Raw genomic sequence first — 8,456 nt, 5'->3', positions numbered from 1 at the left:
TTTTTTTTACCTTTCTCAATTTCAGATAAATAAGAATTTGATATTCCCAATTGAGTAGATAAATCTGTTTGAGATATGCCGTGATACTTGCGTATAGCAACTAAGGCATCATTAATCATCGTTTGAGTCCCATTGATTGTCTTTTTTAAAGAGAACCATCTAAACAGAGTTCGAAGGGTCATCAAAATCATCGCCACCTAGTACTTTCACGATAACTCGTGCAAGGTAAGTTAACAATTTAATCAAGCCCCACAAGAACTTACGACTAAAAATTTTTTTCTTAATCGTTTGCCATTTAGATGGCATCTGAAAGCTACTGAACATCATTTTATTACTCCATAAATGAACCAAAATTGGTCCCGTTAGCATTTATGGAAATGACACTATGTTTTCAGATTTTCACCCTCTAAAAAGTGACACTTGCTCCGTTAGCAAGTGTCACTACTGTGGTTTTATCGGTCAGATCTTATCGAAAGAACCGTATCCCCCCAGAGTTTGAGGCTAAGCCTCCAAACCTTTCGGTTTAAATAAAAAAACGGGTTATAAGCATCTAGCAGTAACCCAATTAATATGAGTTATTTTTTTCACAAATACAACACTAAAATTCGCTATTTGCGAAATAAATTTGTATCTAAAAAGTAATTCGATCTATACATAAATCACATGCTCAAACTCAAAGGCTATTCAACATAAAATCTCTTATACGCAGCTATGTTCTAAAAAACCCTAAGATATACGACAACTTAAGACGCTCTTCTCCCGAACAAATATTGATCACAATGAAATATTTATTATGATCATGAGATTACTTTTAATTTCATGGAAATAGTTATGTCAAAAAATGGCAAACAAACGTCAAAAAATGTTGGTTCATTAGCATCTGAGGTATTACGTGATCCTTCATCTTCAGCAATTCAAAAACAGTTAGCTGCTTCAGCCTTATCTCAAGCAAATTCGGATAAGCAAACAGGTAGTACAATGGAAACAAAAGCATCTAATGTCTTACAGAGTGATAAATATAGCGATACCACGAAAACCCTAGCAGCATCAGTACTTGCACAGTCCAACAAGGAAAGATAATTTCAAGGTTAAGAAGCTAGTCTAATGGGCTAGCTTTTTTACTTTCTGAATTTCAAATTTTCGTTTAACACGCCCCTATTAACATATATTCGCATTTCTATTATCAGCTTATGAATGAAGAAAAAGACCCTGAAATTAAATATTTATCAAATGATGAAGACCTATTCCATGTTGAGAAAAAAATTTACCTCCCGACATTCATATTCCAAGAGTTTTTCGTTTTCCTATGCATATTGTCCTGACAATTTCCGCAAAGCATCAGCCCTGCAAAAAGCTGTACGTTGTCTCTTGAATCACAGAAAGCACATGGTTTAGAAAGTTGAATAATATTACTCATGATTTTTTCCTTTCAGATAGCTAGCCTTAGCATGAATTTTTCCTTTAGCCTGCATTCCTCGAATCTCATATTTCTCTGTTTGTAGCTTCATAAGAATGCCTATTTGAAACATGTATATTTCCCCCAAATCTCCTAATAAATTTTCATTCAAAGAATTAGCTTGGGTAAATTGATCCAATGACCGATTAATATCTTTTTCAAAATCATTCACAAGTGTTTCAATCCGACTGACTTGTCGCTCAATGCTGGCCATCTGTAAATTACTGGTCAGAAGATCCCGCAGATAAGTCCCTAATTTATCGCCCTTCAACTGAGCCAAACGCTCATATTCTTGTGCAACCTGATTGTCTAATCTGACGGCAACGGTTCGAGTACTGTTCATGAAAAACTCCTATCATTTGTTTTCAATCTAAGCACCTAATTTCTAAAAAGTAACTATCAAATATAAGTAAACACTGTGTTAAGTTTTAATGATTACAGGTTAAATAGCTAATATAAAAAGAGAAATTCACATAAAAGCGTAAACAAAGGTGATTACAATCTATCTTATTGTTTTGTAAGTAAATATTGCACTTTATTCGCAATAAAAAGTGTTTACAGCTAAGTCTATGAAAGATAACAAAAATCATGCTAAAAGCGTAAACGCTTTCCAGGCAGATGAAAAATCGCTGTATCCCTTATAGCATAAGGCTTTGGAGCTTTTATCTTTAGATGCGTGATGTGTGAACCAAAAATTGCCGGTATGTACCGGCTCCCAATCCATTTAATTGACTTAACTGACAGTAAAGATAGTGCTTGACCAAAAGAGATCCTGGCTATTGTGTTTCTAAGGGAAAAATCTATAAACGGGAACTCTAGCCTACAGATCAAAAATAAAACCCACGTTAAAACGCTCTTACATGCGATTTCAGCCACATTTTTACTTAAAACATAGAATCTACTATTGAAATGAGTAATCAGGTCAAAAAACGCAAATGAGGGCTAAATAGAGGCTATTTTTGTTCTAATCGGGATGAATAGAGCGAGTGTCTACGAGCGAAGCAACAAAATTCGCACCTCGACTCTCTGAAAAACAGCTTTTTAGGCTGTGAAGCCTAAATAAGCGTAAATCACATGCAGAAAATTGGGCCTAGATCGAGCGTAGCGAGTAAAAAAGCTTTATGAGCGAAGCGAATTCCGAGTTGCTTTTGCTTTTTCTAAAAGTCACAACAGGATGATCTAAAAAATTGCCCCAGGAATCGAGCGAAAGCGAGATTCAATAGAGTTTGAGCGTAGCGAAAACCAAGGGCAATTTTTCATTCCCAATGCTTTTAATAATTTTTAATGCTTTTAAATGCTTTTAGATCTGCTGTAAGCCTTTATTTATAGTATATACAAGGGATATACCACACCAAAAAGTCACCTATACCACACCAAAAAGTCACCTATACCACACCAAAAAGTCACCTATACCACACCAAAAAGTCACCTATTTACACCATTGATTAATGATGGTGTAATAACACCACGTATAATAAAGGTGTAGTAAATGCCTACCAGTGAATTAATAGTAAAAGATAATGCTTTAATTAATGCGAGTTATAATTTAGATACCGTAGAACAACGGTTAATTCTACTGGCTATCTTACAAGCAAGAGAAACAAAAACAGGGATTGATGCAAACACTAGGCTACGGATCCATGCCAGTGACTATATGAGCAGATTTAATGTTAGTAAGCATGCCGCCTACAAAGCCCTAAAAACAGCAGTTACTAACCTTTTTGGTAGACAGTTTAGCTACCAAACAATTGATGAAAAAACAGGAAAATCAAAGAAAGTAATTTCTCGATGGGTTCAAAATATTTCTTATATTGATGATGCAGCAACCTTAGAGGTTACTTTTACAATGGATGTAGTCCCTTTAATTACACGTTTAGAAAAACAATTTACAAGTTATCAGTTAAAACAAGTTACCCAATTAACAGGAAAATATGCCATTCGACTCTATGAGTTGCTTATAGCATGGCGTGAAGTCGGTAACACTCCTATATTTGAAGTTTCTGACTTTCGTTCGAAGCTTGGCTTAACTTCAGATGATTACCCAAGACTAGATACATTTAAACGACGTGTACTTGAAGCAGCAGTCAAACAAATAAATGAACATACAGATATCATCGTTAAAGTTGAACAGCATAAAGAAGGTCGCTCCATTTCTGGGTTCTCTTTTAGCTTCAAACAAAAAAGAAATCAGAACAAAGCAATAGAACGTAAGAAAGATCCCAATACATTAGATATTTTTTCCAGAATAACAGATGCTCAACGCCACTTATTTGCTAACAAGCTTTCGGAATTACCTGAAATGGGGAAATACTCTCAGGGCACTGAAAGCTATCAACAGTTTGCAATAAGAATTGCTGAAATGCTTCAAGATCCTGCTAAGTTTCAAGAATTACATCCTTATCTTGAAAAAGTTGGCTATCGTTAAAATACTGATGTAACGTTACATGATTAATTATTGTCTACAAGCATACAGATTTTTACTTGGGTTACATAATGAAAGCACTATCTGTTATTGAGTTATCACAACTTTATGGGATGAATCGACAAAGTATTTATAAGCGTATAAATAAAGGAGATTTATCAAAAAATAGTGATGGGAAAATAGATTTATCTGAAGCCATAAGAGTATTTGGCGAACCATCTAATAAAAATAATAATGTAACCCCGTTACAGTCTACTGCGGTACAAAAAGAGACAGAAGTAGACATGCTAAAACAGCAGGTAGACATACTAAAAAAACAGCTAGAACTTGCACATGAGCGAGAAGTTTTCCAACGAGAACAGCTAGAAGCAAAAGACAATCAAATAGAAGCTATACAACGACTGCTAGAAGCCCCAAAAACCAATATAACTACGTTTACCGATCAGAAATCTAGCCAAGATATAGCAACGGATCCTCGGCCAGAAACTGAGCCGAAACATGACGGATTGACTACTCCGGTCGAAACAGAAAATAAGCGCATTCCAGTGCCGGAGCAGGTTGAACCGGAGCAGCCGAAAAGAGGATGGTTAAGCCGGTTTTTCTTGCCGAATGGCTAAGAGGCTTGTTTAGGTATGCTAATCAAAGTTGTGAAACATTGATTAAAGAATAGGCGTGGAACGTGAAAAATCACAAAGAAACCATGACAGTGCGCTGAACCCCGTCATGGTTTCGGATAAGATATTGATACTTATAGGAAAATTTCAAGCATTACGTATAACGTGCATTATGTTAATTTTAGGAAATCTTAAAGAATGCATAAGTTTAAAATTATCGCTATGGTAATTTTAGTTTTTATAACCGTATTTAAAGAAAAAGCCGAATAACTTCCAAAAGTTATTCGGCTTTTTCTTTTTTACATTAAAAAAATTGCATGACTGCTTATAATATGTTCAAATAATGATGGTGCCAATTTGGCACCATCACATAAAAGATGTATAATCCATTCATCTTAGCGTGTCGCTGTTTTATGACAGTCCAACGCCGATGAAAAACTGTTATTTCATTCGAATCACTGTGATGTAACCGTTTCAGTCTTAAACAAGGTAAATATTTAATTCAATTAGGAGTTCAAAAGTGATCAATACCAAATTGCATGACAATTCGAGAGAAAGAATTTCAGCAAGAGTTAGCCATGAGATTTATGCAGTTATATCCAAAGCTGCTGAAGTCACAGGGCAAACAATAAATAGTTTTATGGTTCAATCAGCGCTTCAACAGGCACAAGATACTATTGATAAACACAATATGCAGTGGATCAATGTGACTGAAGATCAGGCTGGTTGGTTACAAGCAAAATTAGAAGAGCCAGCAATCGTCAATCCTTATTTACAGGATGCTCTTCGTCTATATGAGGAAACAGCCAACAATGTCAGTAACATTAGCAATTCCATACGCCGATATGGCAAAACAGGAGATCAATGACTTTCGCGAGAAATTTGATTGTGGGGAACCATCACTAAATGAATATTTAGTAAATACGATGGGGCAACATAATAAGAAAGGGATTACACCCTCGTTTCTACTTCCGTCAACAGATCCTTTACACCCGTTAATTGGGTATTACTCTCTAACACATGGACAACTTGACTGTTCTGGTTTAACAGAAAGTACAAAAAAGAAGTTAAAGCTTCCCAATGTTGTTCCAATCCTGCGTTTATCACGACTGGCGATTGATAAGAATTTTGCTAAACAGGGGTTCGGTAAAATTCTAATGGCCGAAGTTTTCTATCGCGCTCAGATATCCAAACAGAATGGTGGTTGTGTTTTTATCGTTGTAGATGCTCTACACGAAGAAGCCAAAAAATACTATGAAGCATATGGCTTTGAATCTATGGTTGATAACCCATTACAGTTATACCTAAAAGTATAAGTTAGATTTGAGCATTCTCTGCTAATCCCAAATTAGCAGAGAATCTTAATAGTCTGCTATAAAAAATTAGGCAGGCATAAAGGCAGGATTAAAAAAGTAAATAATTAGGAAGATAGCAAAAGATCCTCCTGCAATTATTTTAACTCTATTTTCTTCCAATTTAGCCCTTATATCCAAACTAACAAATCCCGGCAAAGTGGCTATTAAAATTGCTAATGATAGCGATACAATTGTTCTCTGAATAAACTGTTGCCATGCAGTTGGTGTCGGAAAAACAAACGCCAAAATAAAAACAATAATAAAACCTACAATACCTACAATGATGAGAACTATATCTTTTAAAGGAAGATCAAGTTCATCTTTAGCATTTTTCACATCAAATCCATGAGTACTTAATTCATTTTTAATGAATTTTTCTTTCAAACTATCACTACCATGACTTGAATACTTCACAACGACTCTTTGAGTATTGGTAAGTGTTTTCGTAGAAAGTACATCCTTCAACTCCATCCCTGAATACTTCAGAAGCAAATCTTTCAAAAGGATGGTGTGAAATACATAGGTTTCTAGAATTGAAAAACAATCATCAGCAAAGCTACTAATTTTAAAACCTCGTAAGTACCTTTTTTCAGCAAGAATATCGTGAGAATATTTTTCAGGTAGACCAAAATATTTAGATGAGACAGACATATAGTCAGAAACATCTAACATCGTTAAACTATCTTCAGCTTTTTTTTCACATACATCCCTAAGCTTATCCATATAAATAGACTTCAGCTCTGAATGCTCTTCTTCAAATTTAGAGTACGAATTATTTTGCACTTTTATTCGCATTAATAGCCATTAACAACAGTGCATTGACGTCTGAATTATCAATACTATCAAGACATAAAACTGTAAATTTATGATCAGGAAAATGTTTATGTAGAAGGCTATTTGCTTGAGCCCTATTTAATGGCTTCTCTGACTCAAGTTTCTTAGCGAAATTCAACCATTCGTTATCTGAAATTTCAGGCGTTACAGAAAGGATTGAAAAATATTCACGTACTTTTCTTTTGAAATTATCAAGACTCATTATTACTTCCCACTCTGGATTGCTAACTGCAACAATAAATTTAAATCAGTATTGTCAACGCCCATACGAGCATGAGTACCAATACTTCGGCAATAGCTACCAACTATTCGTGTCCATTCCGTAAGTGTAGGTTGTCTACCTTGCTGATTAACAATTCTTAAAACATCAGCTCTAATTTGTGAAATTTGAAAATCTGTAGGCTCTGTATAGGACAGACCAAACTTCATTTGTAAGCGATGAGCAAAATCTCTATTGGACATTCTTCACCCAATTCTAATGAATAAAAATTATTTTTAATTTTACAGTGAAATGGTTTTTTTCTTAAGTAATTACTTAAAATCATTCAATAAATAATATACTGACTGAATAGCTACTAGAATTCTAGACACATAAACCATCTCTTATTTAGCTTATTGGTGCAAAGATTGCCTATACAGTTAAATCTATCGCTTTAATATAGTTCATATAATTAAGTTTCCCCCCTAATGTATTAGCATTTTGTACCTCTCTTATATTTTTAAGAGATCGTATTTCTTTGGATAATTTATTACTAGGCCGCAAGCCATCTTTACTTACAGCTATTCCATTGATAAATCTTAATTTTTCACTGAAAAATCTAACTTTATCAGGGTTTATACTATGATTATATCTATTGACTATTTCAGTCACTTTATTTTTGAAACTGTCATTTACAGCAACCCCTGTAAATGAAATATCATCTACATAAATTGTCATTTTTATTTTACGACTAGCAGCTAGTTTATTTAACTCATCAAACATCGGCTTATTAGCCCAAAATGCTAGCATTAAGCTTAATGGACTCCCTGTTGGGATATGGTTATTCACAGTGCATATATCTGCCATGAAATCTGCCACATCTCTTGGGTACTGCAAAAAATAACCAAAAAATTGTTGTACTCTGATACGAGATGTTGAGGGGAAAAAGTTCTCTATATCTATATTTAATGTCGAGCCATGACAATTCACATGTGCTTTAGCATTAAGTACACAAGAAGACTTTTTCTTTGAAAATAAATAATCTGGCGCTGGAATTTCACTAAGTAATATATGAATCTTTCTATGTATCGGCTTTAAAATAAAATTAGGTTCTTCAATATTACGGGTTTTCTTTTTTCCATTTTTTTCAATGGTTTTTGGTGCAAATCGATAAAACTCTTGAACATTCTTAGATATTTCTTTCAGGAGAGATCGCTCTTCTTTCAATACGAAAGCTAAATATTTTTTACTTTTTATGTTGAAAAGTTTTCTCTCCTCGAGAGAAAACTTTTCAACATAGTTTAAAGGAGCATAGCTAAGATTTGTCATTATCAGATAACCATTCCATAAGACGAACAATTTTTTTAGCAGAAGCTAGCCTGAATTTAGTTGCTACTGATAAAGGTTGACCGTCATCTAGTTTTTCTGAAAAAAATAAAAGAGAAGATAGAGGCATATCGAACTGTTTAGAATACTTTTCAAGAATTTCTAAACTAGGTTTTTTTTTACCTTTCTCAATTTCAGATAAATAAGAATTTGATATTCCCAATTGAGTAGATAAATCTGTTTGAGATAT

At 34.2% G+C, this 8,456-nt stretch carries 14 protein-coding genes; 5 read left to right on the top strand and 9 right to left on the bottom strand.

The window, feature by feature from the left end:
* A partial coding sequence (locus CDG59_RS14705; RefSeq protein WP_143225234.1) for a helix-turn-helix domain-containing protein occupies window positions 1-119 on the bottom strand: 119 nt, incomplete at its 3' end.
* A gap of 40 nt (window positions 120-159) precedes the next feature.
* Complete coding sequence (locus tag CDG59_RS15335) at window positions 160-327, bottom strand: hypothetical protein (protein WP_016659749.1); 168 nt, start codon at window positions 325-327, stop codon at window positions 160-162.
* Between the two features lie 504 nt (window positions 328-831).
* Here CDG59_RS15335 and CDG59_RS14700 point away from each other — a divergent pair.
* The gene (locus CDG59_RS14700; protein ID WP_171291931.1) at window positions 832-1,080 is read left to right on the top strand and encodes a hypothetical protein; all 249 of its coding nucleotides are present in this window, start codon (window positions 832-834) and stop codon (window positions 1,078-1,080) included.
* 184 nt (window positions 1,081-1,264) lie between these two features.
* On the opposite strand, the gene CDG59_RS15590 is transcribed toward CDG59_RS14700, so the two are convergent.
* On the bottom strand, window positions 1,265-1,417 hold the full coding sequence (locus CDG59_RS15590) for a zinc ribbon domain-containing protein (RefSeq protein ID WP_227519138.1): 153 nt from the start codon (window positions 1,415-1,417) through the stop codon (window positions 1,265-1,267).
* Window positions 1,410-1,799 (bottom strand): hypothetical protein, encoded by a 390-nt coding sequence (locus CDG59_RS14695; RefSeq protein WP_060513603.1) that lies wholly within the window; start codon window positions 1,797-1,799, stop codon window positions 1,410-1,412. Before CDG59_RS14695 ends, CDG59_RS15590 begins: the two co-directional genes overlap by 8 nt.
* Window positions 1,800-2,945: 1,146 nt before the next feature.
* Between CDG59_RS14695 and repM the strand changes: the two genes are divergently transcribed.
* The 4 genes from repM to CDG59_RS14670 all read left to right on the top strand — a co-directional run bounded on the left by repM (window position 2,946) and on the right by CDG59_RS14670 (window position 5,808).
* On the top strand, window positions 2,946-3,881 hold the full coding sequence (repM, locus tag CDG59_RS14685; RefSeq protein WP_086249596.1) for a replication initiation protein RepM: 936 nt from the start codon (window positions 2,946-2,948) through the stop codon (window positions 3,879-3,881).
* A gap of 68 nt (window positions 3,882-3,949) precedes the next feature.
* On the top strand, window positions 3,950-4,495 hold the full coding sequence (locus tag CDG59_RS14680; RefSeq protein ID WP_086249597.1) for a plasmid replication DNA-binding protein: 546 nt from the start codon (window positions 3,950-3,952) through the stop codon (window positions 4,493-4,495).
* A 517-nt stretch (window positions 4,496-5,012) separates the two neighbouring features.
* Complete coding sequence (locus CDG59_RS14675) at window positions 5,013-5,360, top strand: DUF1778 domain-containing protein (protein WP_016659742.1); 348 nt, start codon at window positions 5,013-5,015, stop codon at window positions 5,358-5,360.
* Window positions 5,305-5,808 carry a GNAT family N-acetyltransferase gene (locus tag CDG59_RS14670; RefSeq protein WP_159455817.1) on the top strand — a complete coding sequence of 168 codons (504 nt, stop codon included), beginning with the start codon at window positions 5,305-5,307 and terminating at the stop codon, window positions 5,806-5,808. The genes CDG59_RS14675 and CDG59_RS14670 overlap by 56 nt, the downstream gene beginning before the upstream one ends.
* Before the next feature lie 66 nt (window positions 5,809-5,874).
* Here the strand turns inward: CDG59_RS14670 and CDG59_RS14665 are convergent, their stop codons facing one another.
* The 5 genes from CDG59_RS14665 to CDG59_RS14645 all read right to left on the bottom strand — a co-directional run.
* A complete protein-coding gene (locus CDG59_RS14665; protein ID WP_143225233.1) occupies window positions 5,875-6,630 on the bottom strand; it encodes a hypothetical protein in 756 nt (251 codons plus the stop codon).
* Entirely contained in the window at window positions 6,620-6,883 is a 264-nt protein-coding gene (locus CDG59_RS14660; RefSeq protein ID WP_086249600.1) for a hypothetical protein, read from the bottom strand. The genes CDG59_RS14665 and CDG59_RS14660 overlap by 11 nt, the downstream gene beginning before the upstream one ends.
* 2 nt (window positions 6,884-6,885) lie before the next feature.
* Window positions 6,886-7,143, bottom strand: a complete 258-nt coding sequence (locus CDG59_RS14655; protein ID WP_086249601.1) for a hypothetical protein — start codon at window positions 7,141-7,143, stop codon at window positions 6,886-6,888.
* Window positions 7,144-7,312: 169 nt separating this feature from the next.
* Complete coding sequence (locus tag CDG59_RS14650; RefSeq protein WP_086249602.1) at window positions 7,313-8,209, bottom strand: reverse transcriptase family protein; 897 nt, start codon at window positions 8,207-8,209, stop codon at window positions 7,313-7,315.
* Window positions 8,196-8,456: helix-turn-helix domain-containing protein (locus tag CDG59_RS14645; protein ID WP_205666462.1), on the bottom strand; the 261-nt coding region annotated here is incomplete at its 5' end. The genes CDG59_RS14645 and CDG59_RS14650, both read right to left, overlap by 14 nt.

It is taken from the genome of Acinetobacter sp. WCHA29, from assembly GCF_002165335.1.
GTDB lineage: Bacteria > Pseudomonadota > Gammaproteobacteria > Pseudomonadales > Moraxellaceae > Acinetobacter.
Note: the sequence above shows the minus strand (reverse complement) of the source record. Positions and strands in the feature narration are given on the sequence as shown.